The 21,797-nt window shown below is 35.3% G+C and carries 19 protein-coding genes; 11 read left to right on the forward strand and 8 right to left on the reverse strand.

What is annotated here, in order from left to right; all coding sequences use genetic code 11:
* Window positions 1-47 precede the first annotated feature (47 nt).
* The 7 genes from ICJ84_RS02145 to ICJ84_RS02175 all read left to right on the forward strand — a co-directional run bounded on the left by ICJ84_RS02145 (window position 48) and on the right by ICJ84_RS02175 (window position 6,283).
* Window positions 48-962, forward strand: coding sequence for a geranylgeranylglycerol-phosphate geranylgeranyltransferase (locus tag ICJ84_RS02145; RefSeq protein WP_188214712.1), 915 nt, complete (start codon window positions 48-50; stop codon window positions 960-962).
* Between the two features lie 43 nt (window positions 963-1,005).
* On the forward strand, window positions 1,006-1,881 hold the full coding sequence (locus tag ICJ84_RS02150) for a pseudouridine synthase (RefSeq protein WP_188214713.1): 876 nt from the start codon (window positions 1,006-1,008) through the stop codon (window positions 1,879-1,881).
* A gap of 478 nt (window positions 1,882-2,359) precedes the next feature.
* Window positions 2,360-3,757, forward strand: coding sequence for a type III PLP-dependent enzyme domain-containing protein (locus ICJ84_RS02155; RefSeq protein WP_188214714.1), 1,398 nt, complete (start codon window positions 2,360-2,362; stop codon window positions 3,755-3,757).
* Window positions 3,747-4,682 (forward strand): arginase family protein, encoded by a 936-nt coding sequence (locus ICJ84_RS02160; protein WP_188214715.1) that lies wholly within the window; start codon window positions 3,747-3,749, stop codon window positions 4,680-4,682. The genes ICJ84_RS02155 and ICJ84_RS02160 overlap by 11 nt, the downstream gene beginning before the upstream one ends.
* On the forward strand, window positions 4,672-5,649 hold the full coding sequence (locus ICJ84_RS02165; RefSeq protein ID WP_188214716.1) for a deoxyhypusine synthase family protein: 978 nt from the start codon (window positions 4,672-4,674) through the stop codon (window positions 5,647-5,649). The genes ICJ84_RS02160 and ICJ84_RS02165 overlap by 11 nt, the downstream gene beginning before the upstream one ends.
* 24 nt (window positions 5,650-5,673) lie before the next feature.
* Window positions 5,674-6,036: a hypothetical protein gene (locus ICJ84_RS02170; protein WP_188214717.1), complete on the forward strand. Its 363-nt coding sequence runs from the start codon at window positions 5,674-5,676 to the stop codon at window positions 6,034-6,036.
* Between the two features lie 16 nt (window positions 6,037-6,052).
* Window positions 6,053-6,283, forward strand: coding sequence for a hypothetical protein (locus ICJ84_RS02175; protein ID WP_188214718.1), 231 nt, complete (start codon window positions 6,053-6,055; stop codon window positions 6,281-6,283).
* A gap of 27 nt (window positions 6,284-6,310) precedes the next feature.
* Here ICJ84_RS02175 and ICJ84_RS02180 read toward each other — a convergent pair whose 3' ends face one another.
* Entirely contained in the window at window positions 6,311-7,708 is a 1,398-nt protein-coding gene (locus ICJ84_RS02180; RefSeq protein WP_188214719.1) for a glycosyltransferase family 58 protein, read from the reverse strand.
* A gap of 236 nt (window positions 7,709-7,944) precedes the next feature.
* On the opposite strand from ICJ84_RS02180, the gene ICJ84_RS02185 reads away from it, so the two are divergent.
* Entirely contained in the window at window positions 7,945-10,569 is a 2,625-nt protein-coding gene (locus ICJ84_RS02185) for an MGH1-like glycoside hydrolase domain-containing protein (RefSeq protein ID WP_188214720.1), read from the forward strand.
* A 76-nt stretch (window positions 10,570-10,645) separates the two neighbouring features.
* On the opposite strand, the gene ICJ84_RS02190 is transcribed toward ICJ84_RS02185, so the two are convergent.
* From ICJ84_RS02190 to ICJ84_RS02205, 4 genes are read right to left on the reverse strand one after another with little or no spacing between them, the layout of a single operon-like run.
* A complete protein-coding gene (locus ICJ84_RS02190; RefSeq protein WP_188214721.1) occupies window positions 10,646-12,136 on the reverse strand; it encodes a cellulose synthase family protein in 1,491 nt (496 codons plus the stop codon).
* A complete protein-coding gene (locus ICJ84_RS02195; RefSeq protein ID WP_188214722.1) occupies window positions 12,133-12,825 on the reverse strand; it encodes a glycosyltransferase family 2 protein in 693 nt (230 codons plus the stop codon). The genes ICJ84_RS02190 and ICJ84_RS02195 overlap by 4 nt, the downstream gene beginning before the upstream one ends.
* Window positions 12,826-12,862: 37 nt before the next feature.
* The gene (locus ICJ84_RS02200) at window positions 12,863-14,464 is read right to left on the reverse strand and encodes a 4Fe-4S binding protein (protein ID WP_188214723.1); all 1,602 of its coding nucleotides are present in this window, start codon (window positions 14,462-14,464) and stop codon (window positions 12,863-12,865) included.
* The gene (locus ICJ84_RS02205; protein ID WP_188214724.1) at window positions 14,461-15,768 is read right to left on the reverse strand and encodes an NAD(P)/FAD-dependent oxidoreductase; all 1,308 of its coding nucleotides are present in this window, start codon (window positions 15,766-15,768) and stop codon (window positions 14,461-14,463) included. The genes ICJ84_RS02200 and ICJ84_RS02205 overlap by 4 nt, the downstream gene beginning before the upstream one ends.
* Window positions 15,769-15,858: 90 nt before the next feature.
* Here ICJ84_RS02205 and ICJ84_RS02210 point away from each other — a divergent pair, with 90 nt between their 5' ends.
* Together ICJ84_RS02210 and ICJ84_RS02215 are read left to right on the forward strand one after the other, a co-directional pair.
* Window positions 15,859-16,866 carry a glycoside hydrolase family 113 gene (locus ICJ84_RS02210; RefSeq protein ID WP_241748666.1) on the forward strand — a complete coding sequence of 336 codons (1,008 nt, stop codon included), beginning with the start codon at window positions 15,859-15,861 and terminating at the stop codon, window positions 16,864-16,866.
* A 112-nt stretch (window positions 16,867-16,978) separates the two neighbouring features.
* Window positions 16,979-17,710 carry a metallophosphoesterase family protein gene (locus ICJ84_RS02215; protein ID WP_188214725.1) on the forward strand — a complete coding sequence of 244 codons (732 nt, stop codon included), beginning with the start codon at window positions 16,979-16,981 and terminating at the stop codon, window positions 17,708-17,710.
* On the opposite strand, the gene ICJ84_RS02220 is transcribed toward ICJ84_RS02215, so the two are convergent.
* Entirely contained in the window at window positions 17,711-19,216 is a 1,506-nt protein-coding gene (locus ICJ84_RS02220; protein ID WP_188214726.1) for a carboxypeptidase-like regulatory domain-containing protein, read from the reverse strand.
* 60 nt (window positions 19,217-19,276) lie between these two features.
* Window positions 19,277-20,161, reverse strand: a complete 885-nt coding sequence (locus tag ICJ84_RS02225) for a sterol desaturase family protein (RefSeq protein ID WP_188214727.1) — start codon at window positions 20,159-20,161, stop codon at window positions 19,277-19,279.
* A 33-nt stretch (window positions 20,162-20,194) separates the two neighbouring features.
* Here ICJ84_RS02225 and ICJ84_RS02230 point away from each other — a divergent pair, with 33 nt between their 5' ends.
* Entirely contained in the window at window positions 20,195-20,665 is a 471-nt protein-coding gene (locus tag ICJ84_RS02230; protein ID WP_188214728.1) for an Mpo1 family 2-hydroxy fatty acid dioxygenase, read from the forward strand.
* A 15-nt stretch (window positions 20,666-20,680) separates the two neighbouring features.
* On the opposite strand, the gene arsM is transcribed toward ICJ84_RS02230, so the two are convergent.
* Window positions 20,681-21,649 carry an arsenosugar biosynthesis arsenite methyltransferase ArsM gene (arsM, locus tag ICJ84_RS02235; protein WP_188214729.1) on the reverse strand — a complete coding sequence of 323 codons (969 nt, stop codon included), beginning with the start codon at window positions 21,647-21,649 and terminating at the stop codon, window positions 20,681-20,683.
* Window positions 21,650-21,797: the final 148 nt, after the last annotated feature.

Genomic DNA, 21,797 nt, shown 5'->3' on the forward strand with positions numbered 1-21,797 from the left:
TGTCATTCTGAAACGTTCTTCAGAATCTCATAAACATTTATGATGCTATGCTTAACCGAAGACAGAAACATATATTAATTAAATTTTTTGGTATGTTTTCCGTGGTTCGTGGCTACAATATTCTTATTGTTGTTATCGCTCAGTATTTGGCAAGTATCTACATTCTAGGGAATCATTTGGCTTTGAAAGAAGTGGTTTTCGACTTAAATTTATTCATGTTAGTGATGGCGAGTGCCATGACGATTGCAGGAGGTTACATCATCAATAATTTTTATGATTCTGAAAAAGATTTAATCAACCGGCCGCAAAAATCGATGTTAGATCGTTTGGTAAGTCAGAATACCAAATTGTCATTCTATTTTGTGTTGAATTTTTTGGCAGTTATTTTAGCAAGTTATGTGTCGTTTCGCGCTGTAGTGTTCTTTTCAGTATATATTTTTGGAATTTGGTTTTATTCACATAAGTTGAAAAAGTTACCATTTATTGGAAATTTAACGTCGGCGATTCTTACGATAACACCGTTTTTCATCATATTTATTTATTATAAAAACTTCGAGCATGTTATTTTTGTACATGCCATGTTTTTGTTTTTGATGATTTCAATGCGCGAACTTACCAAGGATTTGGAAAATATTAAGGGCGATTTAGCCCAGGATTATAAAACCATTCCCATTGTTTATGGCGAGACGGCATCAAAAATTATGCTCACTATTCTTGGTGTGTTAACCGTAATTCCAGCATATTTATTAATAAACAAATTTCATGTCGGGAAAATGAGTTATTTCTTTTATGCCAGCATCTTATTGCTCATCGTATTTCAGTTTTTACTGTGGAAGTCGAATAGTAAACTTCAGTATTTAATTCTTCATAATATTATAAAATTTATCATTCTGGCCGGTGTTTTTAGTATTCCGCTAATAGACATTTCTTTGGTTTTGAATAAAATTGCATTAATGCGATAGGCAAAGAATTATAGATTATCTTTGCACAAAATAATAAGTAGTAATGAGCAGACAACAAGGGACAAATAAAAAAGGAAAACCTTCAGGAAGAGGGCAGCAAAGTGGAGTAAAAAAGAATGCAAGTCGAGGGACATCGAATTCTAAAACCAAAAGCTTTGCCAGAGGAAATGCGCCTGTAAAAAAGACAAGCTCGAATCAAAAAGTATCGAATTCAGATGAAATTCGTTTAAATAAGTATGTGGCTAATTCGGGGATGTGTTCTCGAAGAGAAGCCGATGTTCATATCGCAACCGGATTGGTAACTGTAAATGGAGTAGTAGTTACCGAAATGGGTTATAAGGTGAAGCCAGGAGACGAAGTGCGTTACGATGGTTCGCGTATTAATCCGGAGAAAAAAGCTTATGTGTTGTTAAATAAGCCAAAAGGTTTTGCAACGACAACGAGTGAAGGTAAAGGTAGAACGGTAATGGATTTAGTGGCTAATGCGACCAGTTCTAGAATAAAACCCATTGGTCGTTTAGGTAGAAATTCAAAAGGGTTGATTTTATTTACCAACGACGAGGCCATTATGAACAAATTTACCAATTCTAAAAATGGTGTGCCGCGTTTATTTCATATTGAATTAAGTAAAAACTTAAAGCTAGAAGATTTAAAAAAGATTCAGGCTGGGTTTAAAATCGAAGATAAATTAGTCGCTGTTGAAGAGATTAGTTATATCGATGGGGCTTCAAAAAAGGAAATCGGTTTGAAAATTAAGAATACCGGAAATACCATTATCCGAACTATTTTTGAACATCTAAATTACGATATCGTAAGTTTAGATTGTGTTGCCATTGCACACTTAACCAAAAAGGATATTCCAAGAGGACACTGGAAACATTTAACCGAGCAGGAACTCAATAGTTTAAAAATGCTGTAAGGGTTTAAAAACCAGTATAAAAGAATAACAGACCAGTAAATATTAATTTGCTGGTCTTTTTTTGATCAAAACAGATGGTTCTTTGTGTTGAAATTTAAAACATAAAAAGCGGCTGAAAGCACGATACGCGTGGAATACCCCGTATTTGCTGACTAAAAAAATATTCAAAAAAAATATTCAAAAGAGTTTGAAATTCATTTTTTTGTATTTCATTTGTAACTTATTTAGCTGAACAATTGAAATCTGTTTTTACGTTCGGGCTTTTGAACAAGAGGGAGTCATTTTCAAGAGCAGCTTATAGATTAAGTAACCGAATTTTAGAGCTAGCTTCCGCGTGTTACATTTTTTTAAGTCAACATTTGTTTGGCTTTATTCCTACGACTCATCCTCAACTGCAGGTTTGATATATTTTATTTGATATTGACTTAATAATGAATTATATTATAATTCTCATTTTTAAAATATTTAAAATAAAATAATGAATACCAAGTACATCGATTTAATCAGTCAAACATTCGATTTTCCACAAGAAGAGTTTAAACTGGAAGAAAAACAATTACAGTTTCACGATATAGATTTAATGGCGTTAGTAGAGGAATACGGCGCGCCTTTAAAATTTACCTATTTGCCTCAAATTTCAAATAATATTAACAAGGCAAAAGGCTGGTTTAAAAAAGCGTTAAAGAACAATAAGTATAAAGGTAAATACCACTACTGCTATTGTACAAAAAGCTCGCACTTTAAGCACGTATTAAACGAAGCATTAAAGAACGATATTCATATTGAAACCTCTTCGGCTTTCGATATTGATATTGTAGAAAACCTTAAGAAAGAAGGTAAAATTACCGACGAGACTTATGTAATTAGTAACGGATTTAAGCGTTCGCAGTATGTAACCAATATTGCGAGACTTATTAACAATGGTCATAAAAATGCCATTCCAATTATTGATAACTACGAGGAGTTAGATTTACTATCTCAGGAGATTGAAGGTAAATTTAACGTAGGGATTCGTATTGCATCAGAGGAAGAACCAAAATTCGAGTTTTATACCTCAAGATTGGGTATTGGATACAAAAACATTGTACCATTTTACAAAAATCAAATTCAAGGGAATAAAAAAGTAAAACTTAAAATGTTACACTTTTTTATTAATACAGGTATTCGCGATAATGCGTATTATTGGAATGAGTTACATAAATGTTTAAAAGTATACACAAGTCTTAAAAAGATTTGTCCGTCGTTAGACAGTTTAAATATTGGAGGAGGATTCCCAATCAAGAATTCTTTAGCATTCGATTTTGATTACGAATATATGGTTGATGAAATCATTAACCAGATTAAATTGGCTTGTGAAGATGAAGAGGTGCCAGTACCACACATTTTTACAGAATTTGGAAGCTTTACAGTAGGTGAAAGTGGTGGAGCTATTTACGAAGTCCTATACCAAAAACAACAAAACGACCGTGAGAAGTGGAACATGATTAATTCATCGTTTATTACAACCTTACCAGATACTTGGGCAATTAATAAACGTTTTATATTATTGCCAATTAACCGTTGGCACGATAGTTACGAACGTGTATTATTAGGTGGTTTAACCTGCGATAGCGACGATTATTACAACAGTGAACAGCATATGAATGCTATTTATCTGCCAAAATATAACAAGGAAAAGCCGTTGTATTTAGGTTTCTTTAATACCGGAGCTTATCAGGAAACTATTGGTGGTTTTGGCGGTTTACAACACTGTTTAATTCCGTCACCAAAGCATATTTTGATCGACAGAGATGAAGATGGTAATATTACAACGTCATTATTTAGTGAACAACAAAAAAGTGAAGACTTACTTAAAATATTAGGTTATGAAAACTAACACTTATGCTAATATCTCTGAAGATTTAGGGAAGTTAGACAGTGCTAAAATAGTTTTAGTACCTGTGTCTTTTGAAGATTCAAATACAGTGCAAAAAGGAAGTGCTTATGGATTCGAAGCCTTTTTAGCTGCTTCTGGACACATGGAGCTTTACGATATTGAAACTAATACAGAAGTATATCAGCAAGGGATACATTTAACAGAAACCATTTCAGATGATTTAGCAGAAGCGATGGTAGAGGCTGTTCATCAAAATGTTAAAAAATACATCAAAAAAAATAAATTTGTAACGCTTTTTGGAGGCGAACACACTACATCTATAGGGGCTATACGAGCATTTAACGAGATGTATCCGAGTTTAACGGTTTTACATTTAGGCGCTCATGCCAATGTGCGTAAAAGTAACAACGGAAGTGTTTTAAACAAGGCTTGTGCGGTTTATGAAGCGAGTCAGTTTACCAATTTAATTCAAGTGGGTGTACGTTCTATGAGTGTGACTGAAAAGACGGTAGTAGACGAAGAAAAAATCTATTTCGCACATGAAATGGCGATAGATGATTCATGGACCGATTCAGCTATTGATCAAATGACCGATAATGTATTTATTAATTTCAACTTAAATGCATTAGATATTTCCATAATGCCCAATACCGCTTCACCAATGCCAGGAGGTTTATTCTGGTATGAAACCTTAGAGTTTTTAAAGCAGGTATTTGCTGAAAAAAATGTGGTAGGATTCGATATAGTAGAACTGTGCCCGAACCCACAACAAAAAGCATCAGATTTCTTAGCAGCAAAATTGTATTATAAGATGTTAAGTTATAAATTTATGGATGAAGAAGTAGGTGATGATTACGATAACACTTACGACAATTCGAAACAAAAAAATAATATATCAAAATTTAACGAGGACGATGAGTACTAAAGGACCTATATCGCAATTTATAGAAAAGAATTATTTACACTTTAACGCAGCTGCTTTAGTAGATGCAGCAAAAGGTTATGAAACACACTTGCTGGAAGGTGGAAAAATGATGGTGACGTTGGCTGGTGCGATGAGTACTGCCGAATTAGGTAAATCGTTAGCAGAAATGATTCGTCAGGATAAAGTGCATATTATATCATGTACTGGAGCAAATCTTGAAGAAGATATTATGAATTTAGTGGCTCACAATTCATACAAACGTGTGCCAAACTACCGCGATTTATCACCACAGGAGGAATGGGATTTATTAGAGAATCATTATAATCGCGTAACAGATACTTGTATTCCTGAAGAAGAAGCATTCAGAAGATTACAATCACATTTATACGATATCTGGAATAAAGCCGATAAATCTGGCGAGCGTTATTTTCCACATGAATTCATGTATCAAATGTTAAACTCAGGAGTTTTAGAGCAATATTATGAGATTGACCCTAAAGATTCTTGGATGATTGCTGCTGCCGAGAAAAACCTACCAATAGTAGTTCCGGGATGGGAAGACAGTACTATGGGTAATATTTTTGCTTCATATTGTATTAAAGGAGAATTTAAAGCTACGACCATGAAGAGTGGTATAGAATACATGATGTGGTTAGCCGATTGGTATCCAAAAAATTCTTCAGGTAAAGGCGTAGGATTCTTCCAGATTGGTGGAGGTATAGCCGGAGATTTTCCAATCTGTGTGGTGCCTATGTTATATCAAGATATGGAAATGCATAACATTCCGTTTTGGAGTTATTTCTGCCAGATTAGTGATTCGACCACAAGTTACGGATCGTACTCAGGAGCTGTGCCAAACGAAAAAATTACTTGGGGTAAATTAGATATCGATACGCCTAAGTTTATAATAGAAAGTGATGCAACTATTGTTGCACCGTTAATTTTTGCATATTTGTTAGATCAATAATATAACCAACCCTTAAAAAATAAAATGTTACGTAAAATTGTAGATTACAAAAAGTTGAATCAGGATATCTTAAATCTTCTTGTTGAGAAATTTCCTGATGGATATGATGACACCGATGTAATTTCATTTAGAAATGCTCAAAATGAAATTATTGAGGCGGTTGAGGTACGTACCGATGATACTATTTATTTAGTAAAAGTTGGTAAACGTCTTGTACAAGCAATGGAAGACTTTGGTGATGATGATACTGATACAGCTGGTGATTCTGATGTAGATTTTGAAGGTGTGAAAGTTGAGGATGCCGATGCTGATGACGACGACGATGATGACGAAGCTACTAATGATGTAGCTGACGACGACGAGGAAGATGACGATGATAACGATTAATCAATTGTAGTGTAAAATGAGAACAGCTGTTTTTAAGTCTTACAAAAAAGGGTATTATACTTTTTGGTTTGAAAATGGAGAGGAATTGGTGTTCGAAGAAGTACATCCAAGAGTGCTAAAACAATACGATTTAAAAAACGATAAAAGTTATATTGATCAGGAGTTTAGAATAACTTTTGTTGAAGATTTTGAAGATGATGATGAAGAAATCAGTATTTACAGAATTGAAAGTTTAAAACCACTTTAATACAACTTTGTAAATAAATTCAAAAGATTATAAGTCTGCTATTTCATTAATGGCAGACTTTTTTTGTCCTAAAGGTTTCTTTAAAATCGCCTCCCATATAAATACGCTATAAACAATCAGGTATTCCAGTCCTATAATCCATAAGTTTTCAATGTTATTTGTATTGACATAGGCTAAATAACTTAAAATAATAGCGAAACTCCACACCAAAGGGAATTTATAGTTTGTAAAGACTGATAGTATTAAAAGTGTAGCAATGTACCAAGGATGCACCGTTGTAGCTGTAAAATAGTAAAAACTCAGGACCAATAACATACTGGATATTAGTTGTGGTAGGGTTTGGTTTTTCCTGAAAAAAGTCATGAATAGAACAAATCCAATAACTAAAACCGGAATATATTTCCCTATGATGGCGATTTCGTTATAACCTCTAAAGGTGTATCCAATGGCACGAGCGATATAATATAAACTAGCATTGAATTCAAAACGTTGAAACCATAAGCCTACGGTTTGCGTGTAGTTATTAACAAAATTTGTAGACAAGAAAGGTGAAAAAAGCAAGACAGAAACCAAGCCAACAATACCATAAAAACTCAGAAGTTTGACAAATCCTAAAGTTTTTGTTGAATGTCTATTTGTAAACCATTTGAAAATGAGAGGTAAAAATATCAATGGAATCAGTTTTATAGAAACTGAAAACGAAAAAATAACAGCAGCTAAAATCCATTTGCCTTTAGAAAGTAAATATAAACTCCAGATTAAAAAGAAAATCATGACGCCTTCAAAATGAAGATTTCCTGTTAATTCAATGATGATAAACGGATTTAAAATATACCAAAACAGGTTATAAACAGGTGTGTTGATAAGTTTTAAAAGTCGTTTTCCGAAGTAAAGTGTGCCAAAATCGGCGGCGATAATAAGTAGCCGCATCACGATTACAGAACCTAAAATACTGGTTTTAGCAAACAGAGCGGCAATAAGAAAACACAATTGGTTTAACGGTGGATAATTGGTAAAATGGCTTGCGTTAAGTTCGCCCATACCTTTAAACAATGTTTCAGCTTGCGCAACAGGATGTTCACCTTTGGAGATAAAAGAATCTACTGTAAATAAATAAGGATTGTAGCCTTCTAAAAGCAGCCTGCCATCCCATATAAACCGATAGAAGTCCTGAGACAAATTGGGAATGGCGAGAATAAACATAGCCCGAAAGGCAAAAGCAAAACCTGTTAATAACCTGGTGTTGGTTTTAAAAATGTTAACAAGTTTATAAAAAAGCAAGAATAAAATGCTATACAGAATAATTAGTGTTGTGTAATCTGTCCGGGCCAAATAGTATGCGAAAACAAAATACAGTAACAAACAGGCTAGGGTCAAAATAATTCCTGTATTCTGATATTTTGTAAACGGTTTTCGATCTTGCATAATTCAAATATAGCATCATTTTTAAACACATATGAATTTAAATGAATTAGACTTCCTTAATTTTTTACTTCTGTTTTTTGTCGAGATAATAAAAGAATCCCCTAAATAAAGTCAATTAGCTAATTCTTTGGCGTTATCTGATTTTTTTGAATAAAAGACTTAAATTTAAGTATGCCTTTATTGAGAAATTACCAATTGATATACAGGTTTATATCTAATAAAAAGTACAAATTTATATGAAACAAAAAGGTCCTGAAGCAAAGCGATTAGATGTAGGAGATGCTTATAGAAACTGGAAAAAATGGGGGCCTTATTTAGCAGAAAGGCAATGGGGAACTGTAAGAGAAGATTATAGTCTATATGGTGAATCTTGGGAATTTATCGATCATGATAAAGCGCGTAGTAATGCGTTTCGCTGGGGAGAAGAAGGCATCGGTGGCTTTTGTGATTCTCGAGAAATTTTATGTTTAGCTCCGGCTTTCTGGAATGGTAATGATACGATTTTAAAAGAACGCTTATTTGGTTTAACCAACAATCAGGGTAATCATGGTGAAGATGTAAAAGAACTCTATTTTCATCAGGTGTCAACACCTACACATTCTTATTGCAAATACCTTTATAAATACCCACAGAATGCATTTCCGTACAGCGATTTGGTAGAGCGAAATCGACGTAGCCGGGACGATTCGGAATATGAATTACTGGATACCGGATGCTTTAAGGATAATGCGTATTTCGATTGCTATATTGAATATGCAAAGGCTGATGTAGATGATATTCTACTTAAAGTGACTGTGGTTAATCGTGGAAGTAAATCCGCCGATATCCATGTGTTACCACATTTATGGTATCGTAATTTCTGGAAGCACAACAAACGTTTTGAACGTCCCAGTATGAAACAAGGCTCGCAGGAGAATGCGGTTTTGGCAAGAAGCATCCGTAACGGGCGTTATTATTTTTATCATGAAGGTGGAGAGCAGTTGTTTTGTGAAAATGAAACTAATAATACACGCATTTACAATGTGCCAAACGACGTGCCTTACGTTAAAGATGGTATTAATAATCATGTGATAGAAGGAGAAGCTTCTGTGAACCCAGATAAAACAGGATCGAAACTGGCAATTTGGTATCAATTTAAATTAAAACCGGGAGAGGAGCGAAGTGTAAGGGTTCGATTGAGCAAGAACAAAATTGAATCGCCTTTTGTTGATTTTGATGACGTTTTCAATTTAAGACAACAGGAATGTGAAGCTTTTTATAGTGAAACTATTGAGTCTGATGTTCCGGAGTCGCATCAAAAGGTGGCTAAAGCAGCATTTTCAGGCTTGTTATGGACTAAACAGTTTTATTATTATGATGTGTTTAAATGGTTGTTTGGCGGACCCGGAGAAGCGAAGCCCAATCGCGTGAATTTAAGAAACTACAGTTGGCAGCATTTAACCAATAGGCACGTTATTTCTATGCCAGACAAATGGGAATATCCGTGGTATGCCGCCTGGGATTTGGCTTTTCACATGGTATCATTTGTAGAGATTGATCCGTATTTCGCAAAGGAGCAGCTTTTATTGGTGCTTCAGGAAAGTTACATGCATCCTAACGGACAAATACCTGCTTACGAGTGGAACTTTAGTGATGTGAATCCACCGGTACATTCCTGGGCGGTATGGAATGTTTATGAAAAAGATAAAGAATATACAGGAGTAGGAGATACGGCTTTTTTAGAAAAGGTGTTTCAAAAGTTACTCATTAATTTCACCTGGTGGGTAAACCAAAAAGACAAAAACGGCATCGATTTGTTTGAAGGCGGATTTTTAGGTTTAGATAATATCGGGGTGTTCGACCGTAACCACATGCCGCCGGGCATTACCAGAATGCAGCAGGCCGATGCGACTAGTTGGATGGCACTGTTTACCATTAATATGCTGCGCATGTCTTTAGAATTGGCTAAAACCAATAAGATTTATGAGGAGGTTGCAGCGAAGTTTTTTAGACACTTTTTAAACATTGCCTGGGCTATGCATCATATTGGTCAAAAAGATATTTCACTCTGGGATGATGAAGATAATTTCTATTATGATGTGGTTGAAATGGAATCTGGTGCCACCGAACGTTTAAAGGTGCGATCGCTGGTTGGAATCATTCCTTTATTTGCCGTTGAAATTATTCATAGAGATTTATTCGAAGAGCTGAAAGAGTTTAAAATTCGAGCTGCTGAAATTGTTAGAACGCGTCCAGATTTAGCTTCATTAATATCAAATATTGAGAAAATTAATAAAGACGGTTATCATTTATTTTCCATTATGCGCGGTTTCCGATTGGAGCATTTATTAAAACGTATGCTGGATGAAGAAGAATTTTTGTCCGATTACGGGATTCGTTCCTTATCGAAGTATCATGAAAAGCATCCGTTTGTGTTTGAACATTACGGGCGTCATCAAATCCAATATGAATCCGGCGAGAGTAGAACGAATATGTTTGGAGGAAATTCAAACTGGCGCGGCCCGATCTGGATGCCTTTGAACTATATCATTATTCGTTCGCTTCGAAAATATTACAGTTATTACGGCGATACCTATACTTATGAATATCCGACCGGTTCAGGAAATAAATTGAATTTAAAACAGATTTCTAATGAGTTAACTAAACGTTTGGTGAAACTTTTTGAACCAAATAAAGAAGGGAAATTTCAATATCATTCAGATGATGATTCTCATATGTTTACCAAAGACGAACATTTTAAAAATGAACATTTATTTTATGAGTTTTTTGATGGTGATAATGGTAAAGGCTTAGGAGCATCTCACCAAACTGGCTGGACCGCTTTAATTGCTAATTTAATTATGGAAATGGATGAAGATTGATTTCCATGTTGTTGTATAGAAAGAAAAAGGCTCGCAGATTAGCGAGCCTTTTTTGATATTTAAACGTGACTTTGTATTAAACTTTAGAGGTTAAAGATTTAATGAAAACATAACCAAAACCAGAGAATAGCATTAAGTGGAATGGGAATAATCCGAAGTCTCCTCCTTGGTTTCCAACAACGAAAGCACTGTACATTCCAAATCCGAAATACAGCATTAATAAACCTTCAAAAATAACGTGAATGGAAACTGTTTTCTTAAGGTATTTGTTTTTCTTCCAACTATCTTTTAATGTGTTAATATTGAATTTAGGTGTGCGTACAAATTCACTTTTCTTACCCCAGTGACCTTCTAATACGGCAATCGAGTTGTGTAAAGAGAAGCCCATAGCAATAGAGAAGAATACGAAGAACATCCCTATATATCTGATGAAGTTTTTAATACCACCTCCATAGGTGTTCTTATACATAAACCAATAACATACAAAGAAGATGATAGTACTAATTACGAAGAAACTCATAACGTAAAAATATGGTTTTAAGTGTGTGTACTCATTCTTGATGTATAACATCGGAATACTTAAAATACCGACAATTAATACGTTTAAGAACATGGTACTGTTTAATAAGTGTAATAAGCCGTGAACTTTAGTTTTAGCTGATATATTTTCACTTTTTAAAACACGCCAAAGCATTTTTCTGAAGTTTTCTGCTCCCCCTTTATTCCATCTGAATTGTTGTGAACGTGCAGCACTAATTACTATTGGTAATTCTGCTGGGGTTTTAACATCTTCTAAATATTTAAATTTCCAGTTTTTTAACTGCGCACGGTAACTCAAATCTAAATCTTCGGTTAGGGTATCACCTTCCCAGTTTCCTGCGTCGAGAATACAGGTTTTACGCCAGATTCCGGCAGTGCCATTAAAGTTAATGAAGTGACCTTTTGAGTTTCTTCCAACCTGTTCTAACGTAAAGTGGGCATCTAAAGCAAAGGCCTGAATTTTGGTAAGTAACGAGTAGTTGCGGTTTAAGTGTCCCCAACGGGTTTGAACCACACCAATATTTTTGTCTTTAAAAAATGGAATGGTACGTTTTAACCAGTCTTCTTCCGGAAGGAAATCAGAATCGAAAATGGCGATAAACTCACCTTTAGCAATCGTTAATCCTTCTTTTAAAGCACCGGCTTTAAAACCAGTTCTGTTGGTTCTGGTAATGTGCTGAATGTCTAAACCTGTGGCTTGTAGTTTTTTTACATGCTCACGAGTAGACTCTACTGTTTCATCGGTGGAATCGTCAAGAACCTGAATCTCAAGTTTGTCTTTTGGATAATCGATTTTAGCAATATTATCTAACAAACGCTCCATAACGTACATTTCGTTATAAACCGGTAACTGTATGGTGACGAAAGGTACTTCGTCTGAATTCGATAAATCGAATGTCTCACAATTCTCTTTGCATCGTTTTGATGACAGATAATTGAAAAGAAGATTTAATTGCGCTAATGCATACATGAAAATAAGCAGAAGTGCAACACTATAAATAATGATAACTGTTGTTTCTAAAATCATTTCTTAATACTATATTTAAAAATCCAACCTAAGATTTTAATGCCTGCAAATATACTACCTTTTATGGTTCCTGAAACTTTTGAGACACCAATTCTATTTCGATAATTTACAGGTATTTCTGTGTAAGATAATTTTTGCTTTAAGGCCTTTAATTGCATCTCTATGGTCCAGCCATAGGTTTTGTCTACCATGTTTAAATTCAGTAGTTTATCATATTTTATAGCGCGAAATGGTCCCAGATCGGTATATGTTGCAGAGAAGAACAGCGCCATCAAATTTGTGGCCAGCCAGTTGCCAAAGATTTGAGGTCCTGTCATGGACCCGGGTTCACGTAGATTTTTTACGCGAGAACCAATAACAAAGTCTATATTATTTTCGATAATAGGCTGCACTAGTTTGGTTAATTCTTCAGGGTAATCGCTATAGTCTCCATCCAAAAATACAATAATATTTGGTTTTTCATCCTTATTTTCAATGTATTGCATGCCTTTTAAGCAAGCGTAGCCGTAACCCCTATTGTTTTCGGTCAATACGGTGGCACCTGCCTGTTTCGCATTTCGTTCGGTATCATCGGTTGAGTTGTTACTAACGACAATAATTTCTTCGACAATATCCGGGATGTCGTTAATGACTTTCGCAATAGAATCTGCTTCATTATAAGCAGGAATGATAACATTAATTTTGGGCATTAAGTTGTTGTTTCAAAAAGTAAACTGTTTTTGAGTTCTATTTTTTGGTTAATAAATCAATTAAATTTACATCGTTGCCAAGCAAAATTTCATTGGCATTGATGCGTCCTTTCATGCTGCTGTTTTCTAATTTCAAAACCCCTCTAGGACAAACGGCAGAGCATATACCGCAACCCACACAACTGGAGCGTACAATGTTTTCTCCTTTTTGAGCATAAGCACGAACATCGATACCCATTTCACAATAGGTTGAGCAATTTCCGCAGGATATACATTGTCCGCCATTTGTGGTTATTCTGAATTTAGAAAATAATCGCTGTTGAAATCCAAGTACGGCTGCCATAGGGCAACCAAATCGACACCACACACGATTTCCTAAAATCGGGTAGAAACCTGTGCCAATTACCCCGGAAAAGATAGATCCAATGTAAAAACCATAAGCCGAACGGAGGCTACTTGGTTTTATTAAGAAAATCTGTTCAGATGTTCCGGTAACATATAAAATGAATAAGCTTAAAATAATGATGAAGTAGTCAATAGCGCCGTATCGAGCGTCTTTGCCTAATTCATGACGTTTGAATAGTATGACTACAGAAAAAAGCAGTGTTAATAATAGACCTGAACCCATTAAAAAAGCCTTGCTTGATAACCAATAGTTGCTCGGGTTTTTATCTAAATAAGAATAGATGACTGCAATGGTCATAATCACAGAAAAGACCAAAACGGTATGGATTAACCAACGTTCGATTTTCCACGCCGATTGTTTTTTACTACTTAACTGTCTGAACGGATCGCCAACAGTTTCCGCCAAGCCACCGCAACCACAAACCCACGAACAATACCAACGTTTCCCATATTTGTATGTCAGAATGGGGGAAATAACAAAAATGGACAATATTCCAAAAATGAGCATGGCCAAACCTAAATTTCCTGAGGATAGTAAACCGTTGACCGACCAGCTATCGAACAAGTAATAGTTTAGTGGCCACATACTTTTTAAATCGTAATAAGGTAAGTTGTACTCCGTACTTTGGTTTAATCGAGACATGAACTCAGGAATTAAAAACGCAAAGCCTAGTTGGAAAAACATCACCGATATAGTTCGTAACTGTTGATAACGATTATGTCTGTATTTTAAAATGAATTTGTAGCCAAAAATTAAAATGGCTAACGTGTAAAGTGTACCATAAACAAACCATTGGCTAGCAGGATTGCCATTTAATAATTTGCTTAATGGGTCGAACAGGGCTATTAATCCGGAGTTAGAGTTTCCACTTATTCCAAGCCCTAAATATTCCGGATAGAAATAAAGTATAATGTAAAATCCAGTAAGAAAGACTCCGGTAATCCAGCCTAAAGTACCTCGAGAAGAAATGGATTTAAACCAAACGCCATCGTTTTTTATACCTTTTGATTTGTTTAAATACAAAGCATTGGAAAATATTATGGTTCCAGTAGCGATGCAAACTAAGCTCAGTGTTAGAAATAAACCTTTGTTTGGAAAGTAGGTATTGAAGCCAGCTAGCATCAGAATAAAAAGTCCAGCCAGACCAAGACCTAATGCGACTTTCTGTGTTAATGATAAACCTGTTGACTCTGGTTTTGCTAAAGACATGCTTATCTGTTTTTCGGTACTCATAATTCGTGTTGTAATTGACGGTTATAAGCATTCTGAATTTTGGGGTGATAGGTCTTAGAAAATTCAGGGTCGAAATTAGCTTCTTCTAAATGATTGATCACATAATCGACATCGCGTCCTTCGTTGAGCCAGGTCTCAAAGGTTTCATGACGCAAGCGAATACCAAAAGCATTTATACCTAAAAAAGCATTGGTGTTTTTATTGTAAGCAATGGTGATACATTTTAAATGGTCTTTATCTTTCCAATGAAAATGACTTTCGCATTCAGGTTTGTTTTTTTCATTGTTAACCCACCCGTAGGTTTGGTATTCGATGTCGAAAAACTTAGCAGAATTGAACCAATGGCTAGGCTGATATGGCATTTTTTGAATGCAAATGGTTTGCGCGATAACTTCGCCCATCATCCTTCCTGTATACCAAACGGCTTCAATAGAGCGACGGTTTCCTATTGGTTCCAATTGTTCGGCACAATCACCAATAGCATAAACATCTTCAATATTGGTCTCTAAAAATCGGTTAACCACAACACCTTTATTGGTGTTGATTTTTGAGGATTTTAAAAAGTTGATATTCGGTGATACGCCTGCTGTGAGTCCGACAAAATTACAGGGGATTTCTTCGCCTGTTTCTTCAATGACAATCGATTTTACTTTTCCGTGGTCATCAGATTTGATCTCTTTTAGATTAGAAGATAAACGCAAATCGATATGATGATTTTTGATATGCTCAGTAACAAGTTGACTGTCGTTCTCAGGTAAGACATTATTCCAAAAACTAGATTCTCGCACTAAGAAAGTTACAGGGATTTGTCTTGAACTTAACATTTCAGCTAATTCAATACCAATTAATCCGCCACCAACAATCACGGCGCGTTTGCAAATTTTGTTGTTAGGTGCATTGATCTCAAGAAGTTCTAAATCCGGCTTACTGTATAACCCTTGAACGCCTTTTAAATGTTCTCCCGGCCAACCAAATTTGTTAGGTTTGCTTCCTGATGCTATAATGAGTTTATCGTAGCGTAGTGGAGAATCATCAGAAAAATGGAGGGTCTTGTTATCGGTATCAACAGCCTGAACGTAGGCTTTTTTCAGAGTGATGTTGTTCTTTGTCCAAAACCAGTTTTCGTAAGGTTGTGTGTGTGAAAATGTCATATGGCCCATATAGACATACATAAGTGCCGTACGCGAAAAGAAATATTCCGATTCGGCTGAAATCACCGTGATTTTTTTGTCGGAAAGCTTTCTAATGTGTCTTGCCGCCGTAATTCCGGAGATGCCGTTGCCAATAATAACAATATGTTCCATTAAGGTGTTTTTGTTAAATGTTTGTCGAACCTTCTACGAAATACTTAAAAACCCGATACAATTTGTTTAAATTTAAAATAAATTTTTGGTATGCGATTATTTTTAATTGGGTTTGCTGTTTTTTTATTGAATTCCTGTGCAATGTCGACTTCTGCGCCAAGCAAAATTAATGGTGTTAGTTTTGTCGCCTCCAGAGATTCTATAAATAGCGCGCATGTAAACCCGATTATTAACCTTCAGGCAAATTATGTTGCTATCATGCCCTTTGGATTTATACGTAATTTAGAGCACCCCCGGATTACGTACAATTCAAATAGACAATGGTTTGGTGAAACTGAAGGCGGAGTCAAGCAGTATGCAAATGCGTTTCAAAGCCAACAAATACGGGTGATGATTAAACCTCAAATTTGGGTGAGTCGTGGTGAATTCACCGGAAAAATTAAAATGAATTCAGAAGAAGCCTGGCAGGAATTAGAAGAAACGTATTCTAATTTTATTTTAGATTTTGCAAGAGTTGCTGAGGAAACTCAGGTAGAATTATTTTGTTTAGGTACTGAATTGGAAACCTTCGTCGATCACCGACCTGAGTTTTGGTTGGAATTGATTAATCGCATACGAAAAGTGTACTCCGGAAAATTAACTTATGCGGCTAATTGGAATGAATATAACCGAACGCCGTTTTGGAATCAACTGGATTATATTGGTATTGATGCCTACTTTCCGGTGAGTGATATGCAAACTCCAACCGTTGACGATTGTAAAAAGGGTTGGGCGAAGTATAAACCTGTTTTGAAATTATTTTCAGAAAATATAAATAAGCCTATTTTGTTTACTGAGTTTGGGTATCGCAGTGTTGATTATTCTGGGAAACGACCTTGGGATTCCGATAGGAAGATGAATGCAGTGAATTTAGAAGCTCAGTTAAATGCGACTCAGGCCCTACTGGAAACTTTTTGGGGAGAACATTGGTTTGCTGGTGGTTTTCTATGGAAATGGCACCATAAATATGAAACTTCGGGAGGCAAACAGAATTTTATGTTTACGCCACAAAACAAACCGGTTGAGATTTTGGTGAGAGATTGGTACGCTCGTTATTAATTTTTCAAGGGGAAATTTATTTAGTAATTAAATCTTCAATTTTAATTTAAAAATAACGTTTAGACGTCTCATTTTATGCTAAACCTTTAGCTTTGTATAAAAAAAAGTAAGCATGAGTACATATGCCATTGGCGATATTCACGGAGGATTTAAAGCCTTAATTCAGGTCTTAAATAAGTTGGAAGTTAAAGATGAAGATACTTTGATTTTTATGGGTGATTATGTAGATGGATGGAGTGAGTCGGCACAAACAGTTACTTTTTTAATAGATTTGTCTGAAAAGATAAACTGTATTTTTATTAAAGGGAATCACGATGTGTGGTGTGAAGACTGGTTAAAGTCTGATTACGTGAATCCAACATGGTATATCCACGGTGGTAGGGAAACCATGGAAAGTTATGCTGCTTTTTCAAAGGAAGAAAAGTTAGCGCATCATACGTTTTTTAATGTCATGCCTTGGTATCATATAGATGATGAAAACAGATTGTTTATTCATGCCGGTTTTACATCGATGCACGGCGTGAGTAAGGAAGTTATGGAAAGTAGTTTTTCAACGGACAGAACCCTTTGGGAAATGGTTTTGGCTTTAGATGAATCGCTTGCCAAAGATTCAGAGAAATATCCAAATCGATTAAAGCATTACAAGGAAATTTTTATCGGACATACACCGACGATTAATTTCAATTCGTTTGAGCCTATGCATGCGGCTAATGTTTGGAATGTCGATACCGGAGCTGCGTTTTATGGTCGATTAACCGCTATGAATGTCGATACCAAAGCTTATGTGCAAAGCGATGTGGTTAAAGATTTGTATCCAAACGAAAGAGGAAGAAACAGAAGCTAACTATTCCATAATTTTAAAATCCTTAATTGCCTGATTGGGCTCAATAACATTGTAACCCGCCCAGAAGTTTGGATCGTATTTTGGTAGATATGTGGGTTTAATCCTCGGGTTTTCCTTGAAATTATTGAATTCACTTTCAGAAATCATATCGGTTTCAAAAACAACCAATACTTGTTTTGAAAAACTCGATAAAATAAAATGAATATCAGAAACCAGTTCATTTTGTTTTCTTCGGCCTTGTGTGTTTTTATTTTTTTCAACAATTTTTAAAGGCCGTTTAATACCAATATTGCTGCCCTGAGTATTTTCGGCAAATCGGAGGGAGTAGCTGCGGTCTTCGTTTTTTCCATAGATTAAGGTGCCTTCTTTTTGAAATGCTTTAAATGAAAACCCGAGCAAACTAAAACTTCTTAAGTCTTTTACATTTCTGTAATCGACGCGAACCACCGCAAAATCATCGGTATTAATGTATAAAATGCCTTGATAATCGGCACTGCGTTTTGGCGTGAAACTTACTTTATAGACAAAATCATCGTTTAGAAAGGCATAGTCTAACAGTTGGTATTCATATTTATTGGATTTATGAATAAAGTTGAGGTCGCTTTTTTCTGAAATAAAACTTTCGTTAATTAAATTGGAAATCGCCTGTTTATTACTCATTAAAAAAAGTTCTTTCCGTGTGTTTTCGTCTGTTTCCTGTTCATCTAACAGGGATTTTGATTGTTTAGCTTCTTCGGTTTCAAAAAATGAGGAATCAATACTTTCTTTAGTGCCAAACCAGCCGGATTTTATTTTCAAATACGAATCACGCTTAATGTGCTTTTGCGCTATGTCTCTTAGCTTGGTTTCAAAACTTTTTAAATTGATTTCGGTGTCTTTGTTATACAGTTTCGAGGCTTTAATAACGTCTAGTTTCTCGGAATGGGAGGTGTTGTTTGTGTAAAGATTCGCTAAAAGTTCAATGTGGTAATCGTTGCTTTTAGGAAGCGAATGAATGACACTATCAATAAACGCTTGATTAAGTTCCGGAATACTGCTCTTTTCAATATCAATAACCTGCTTCTGCATTTTGGTATTAAAAGAAGTTCTTGAAAACAAAGTACTTTTAGTGACTTCGGTACTGTAGTTTTGCAGCAGGTTTTCTTTTACTTTTTCAATAATTTCTTCAGCCGTATAATGTTTGTTCGATACCAGAATTTCATCCAGTTCAATGGATTTAGGACGTAATATAATTAGGCTATCTTTAAACTTAGAAGCTGAAATGCTTTTGTTCTCATAACCTAAACATTGTATGGTTAAACTGATATCGTTTTTATTATTTAGGTTGATTTGGAATTCGCCATTTTCGTTACTTATTACTCCAAAATTATTAGAGGTTGATATGGTTGCAAAGGGCACTGGTTTTTGTGATAAAGAATCTAAAATGGTAGCTTTAAGAGTTTCCTGGGCAGATACGGAAAAGCTTAAATATGCCATGCAAAAAAAGAAGGTGTAGGTACGTTTCATAGTATTTTGCTTTACTATAAAAATAGAAGATTCACCCTTTATATTGTAACAATCAAGCGATTATTTTTTATTCAGGGGGTATAATTCCTGACTAATAAAATCCTTTGGGAAGTTTTCGTCGCCTTCAAAACCGAGTTCAATATCGCGACCGTTATAAGGAATATGAGCCGTTTTAAAAAGGTAGTCCCAAACACTCAAGGTAATGCCATAGTTTATTCCGAATTTAGCTTGTTTCGGTAAATCTTTTACATGATGCCATATGTGCATTTTAGGATTGTTTAAAAGGTATTTTAATGGCCCATAATTCCATCCCAGATTGGCGTGGTTTAAATGTCCGATAGTAATATTGAAAAAGTGAATGATTGCTACATCCTGTGCATCAAAACCACCAATAATCGCCATAGGAATGTATAATAGCGATTTGTAAACCACAGGTTCCATCCAGTGGTAACGTAAATGTGCAGCAAAGCCCATTTCTTTCACTGAATGGTGTACTTTATGGAAATTCCAGAGTAGCGGGACACGATGTAAAAGTCTGTGAGTATTCCACTGAATAAAATCTCCGACAATAAAAAATATGAATAAGCCTAAAACTTTTGGAAGAGCATCAACATCGAAGAGTTGAAAGTTGGAAACACTTAAGCCGAAAACACCAAGGATATCGTTAAAAAACTGTGCTGCTGTGTTTGATAAGGCAATCAATACGATTAAATTTAGAAGAAAAAAATTGAAGAACATATAGAAGGTGTCCAGCCAAAAGTCCTTTCTAAAAATGGATTGTTGTTTTCTCCAGGGGAATATAATTTCCAAAAGCCAAACTGCAAGTGAGATAAAAATGAGCCCATAGAAATAATTGTCCCAGTGATTAATGGTAATGAACTCGTGTTTCAAGTAATTCCAGTAACCAGTGTACGATTTTTGTATTATTTCTATATATTTATTCATAATGAACTAAACTTAAGGTAAAAATAAGATATTATGAGGACATTAGATAGCTTATTGGCCGAGTATTCCGAAAGTCACCAAACCACATATAACAAGCGTATTCATTATGTATGTGTGCCTGCCATTTTCTTTTCCATTGTAGGATTGTTGGCTTGTATACCCGTCGGAAATTTGTTTGCTGATTTTAATCCCGAATGGTTACAACCCTATTTACATGTTGGAACTTTAGGTATCTTTTTGGTGTTGTTATATTATTTAAAATTGTCTTTCAGACTGTTTTTAGTAATGTTTGTTTTTTCAGTGTTAATACTTCTCGGAATTGAATTAATTGATCGTCTAAGTTTAGCACCTTTATGGTTAAAGATGTTGTTGATTTTCGCTATTGCCTGGGTATTTCAATTTATAGGACACTATCATGAAGGGAAGAAGCCTTCCTTTTTAAAAGATTTACAGTTTTTATTAATTGGCCCGGCATGGACGATGAGTCATCTTTTTAAATTTTAATTTGAGAAATTTGAATTAGCAGCATCCGCCTCCATCGTAATGGTACGTGGATTCGCTTATGAAAATATCATCTCGGTTTAAAGAAGCTAAAGCATTGGCTGTTTTATCACAAATAGCTAAAGGTTGATTTTTTAGAAGGATATGGCCTTTATGGTCATCGAAATAATTGTTTTCACCAAAATAAATCACTGCTTTACCTGTAAAAACACATGGGCCGTCTTCTGATATGGGGTCTTTTATGGCAGCCACTTCAATAGATTCAATGTAAATTAATTCATCTGTTGGGTAATGTTTAGGGTCGAGAATACGGTAAGGTTTTCTTGCGCGAATTTCAATGGTTCCAAATCCGGCATCGGTTAGCATTTTAACGTAATCGTTAATCGGCAGGCTTCCACTCAAACACAATGCGCGTAATCGTTCGTCGTTGCGAAGGATGTCATTTATAGGTTGTTCACAGGTTGGGTCACTCATTACCAGACGCCCGTGAGGTTTTAACACGCGATACATTTCAGCAATGGCTTGTTTTAAATCATCGGCTTTAAAAATATTAAACAGGCAATTTTGCGCAGCAACATCAATGGTATTGTCTTCAACGGGCAAATTTAGTGCATCTCCCTTTTTTAGGTCTACAAACTCACTTTTAAACCATGGGTTTAGAGCTTCGGCTTCGATAAAGTTTTTTCTTGAAGCTTCTAACATTTCATCAACTACATCAATACCAATAACCCCATCTTTTTGACGATTAAAATAGGAAAACTGTAAGAGTTCCATGCCGCCGCCTACGCCAACATAAAGCATTTTAGGATTGTTGGTCAAGTCGCGAGCATGTACCGTGCTGCCACAACCATAATTCATCTCCTGCATGATTTTCGGAATTTTTAATCCGGGTAACTCCCAAATGGGATTTGTGGTGCAACATAAACCTATAGCAGGAGTTAGTGCAGCTTCTTTGTAAACATTGTGGGTTGTTTCAAGGTAACTCATAAGGTGTGATTTATAAAAACTGAGTCGAGACGTCATTGTAAAAATAACAGGTTAGAAGTTGTTTTCTTATGAAGTTCATTAAAATTCTTTTCACGAACATCTTTTTTTTTGAACGACTCGTAAATACAAGGTCGGGTTTGCAATTTGG

It is taken from the genome of Aestuariibaculum suncheonense (assembly GCF_014596935.1).
Taxonomy (GTDB): domain Bacteria; phylum Bacteroidota; class Bacteroidia; order Flavobacteriales; family Flavobacteriaceae; genus Aestuariibaculum; species Aestuariibaculum suncheonense.